2 protein-coding genes are annotated in these 2,038 nt (G+C 30.5%); both read right to left on the bottom strand.

The features are described from left to right. Positions 1-564: 564 nt before the first annotated feature. A complete protein-coding gene (locus Tmeso_RS15715; protein WP_099192867.1) occupies positions 565-873 on the bottom strand; it encodes a hypothetical protein in 309 nt (102 codons plus the stop codon). A 10-nt stretch (positions 874-883) separates the two neighbouring features. Further along, positions 884-2,038, bottom strand: a 1,155-nt coding sequence (locus Tmeso_RS15710; protein WP_099192865.1) for an RHS repeat domain-containing protein, incomplete at its 5' end; no start/stop codon positions are given.

Below are 2,038 nucleotides of genomic sequence, written 5' to 3'. Positions count from 1 at the left end.
CCTGGTTTATCTGGTCTATTTCCTCCACCTGGATGGTCTAAGCCTACTATTGTTTTTATTCTGTTGCCAAATCCATCGTAGAAATATCTTGTTTCATCATCATGCTTATTTGTAACTTTTACTAAACTGTTTGTTTCATCAAATTCATATTCATTAAATATTCTACCTTCTGTTCTTTTTTGAATAAGATTTCCTCTGTTGTCATATATGAATTCTTTTCCTTCGTCTTCATCATCTTTATCGTTAGTTCTTATTAATCTGTTTACAAGGGGAAATCTATAAAATATGAAGGTAACTGATGATAGTTGAATAGATTTTGTTATGGACTACAGTAATTTATATAAATACTATTCAATATGTGCGTATACTTAATTTTAGATATTTATTGTACAGTGCTTATATGTTATCTCTTCTTATTAATATTGGAATCATTCGTCGCTGAGTAACCCTCCCAAAAGAAAGAGTGATGGTATTACAAGAATTGTAAAATCCACCACTCTATCTATGTTTTCAGTTCCTACATATTACTTAATTATTAATTACTTTGTAAATTGCTTACAGAATTTAAACATCAACTTTCTTTTCTATATTATATGAATTGCCTAGTTTTGATTTAATAAGATTTACAGCATTATCTATCATTTTGAGATACTTTTGTTTATCCAATTCACTACTGAATCCAATATACTTAAATTCGATTGAATTATCAAGGAAAAGGTCATCATACATATTTTGTATTTCTACAAAGGCATCATCTACTTCCTTATCTTCTGATAATTCCTTTGGTAAATCATTTCTTATTAATTCTCCATTATCATTATATACCCAAACAGGAAAACAATGATAATCTAAATATATCTTTATTTTTTTCATAATCATCCTCCTATGGCAACGTTGTAGGATTTGCGCCAACAATGAATCCATTGCTACCTACCGTTATCGCTGTATGATATTTCTTTCCGTTAAACATTACTTCATAAATTGGTCTACCTGTTCCTTTACCTTGATAGCCTACAATTTTTCCATTAGTTAGTGATTCCATTACTAAATCCTTAATTTGGCTTTGTTGTATACCTTTGTTTGCAAAATCATCTGCATGGTCAAGAATATGCTTCATACCAGCTTTTGAATTACCTGTTTCAAGCCATGCTAATTTACCATCTACTGTTTTAGTTACTGCTAAAACATCATCAGGACTATATTTAGCCCCACTACTTGCAAGCTCATCAAGTAAATCAGCATTTTTCCAAACATCACTCGTCTTCTTAATTTTAGAATTAATAGGTTCAGTAGATGCTGCATACCATATTCCTGTATTAAATCCATCAAAAAAACCTTGTAGAAAAGCTTTTGTAATTCCACTTTTTTCATCAGTTTTTATATCATATAAGGGTTTTAATGTTTTCTTCTTTTCCTTATTCCATGGAAAAGAAATAGAATTGTAAAGAGGAAAATATTTATCTTGTAATTTCTTTGCTTCCTCTTTTGCAATTTTATTTACTAAATCTTCTGTTGGATTTTTAAGTTCACTAACTCTATTATTTATTCTATAATATAATTCGTCTTTCCATTTTCTCCAGTTTTTTGTACCCACATAGCATCCAGTCCAATTATTCTCTTGCTTTAATCCCAATGGGTCAACATACTTTAATGGGTTATTAAGCACATAAGGATATGGATTTAATGTATTCGGTTGATATAAGTCTCCATTCCATGGATCTTCTGATATAAATCTTCCTATCTCTGGCATATAGTATCTTGCTTGTGCATAGTATAGTTCTGATGATACATCGTATTGATATCCTGTGTATCCAAATGTATTATCTGGTCCTGGCCAGTTTTGGTCAAACTTTTTAAATGATAGTGGTCTTCCAAATTCATCATAGTTATAGTGTGCTGATGTTTTTCCATCTTCTCCTATTACTCTTATTGTACTTCCTAATTCATCTTGTAGGTAGTACAATCTTTCTGGATCATCTGATAAATTTGTTTCTCTTTCATCTGGTATCCATCCATTATCGTGATCTTCAAGCATCCA

It is taken from the genome of Tepidibacter mesophilus, from assembly GCF_002724055.1.
Lineage (GTDB): Bacteria > Bacillota > Clostridia > Peptostreptococcales > Peptostreptococcaceae > Tepidibacter_A > Tepidibacter_A mesophilus.
The sequence above is the reverse complement of the archived record's forward strand: the minus strand, read 5'-3'. Positions and strand labels throughout refer to the sequence as shown.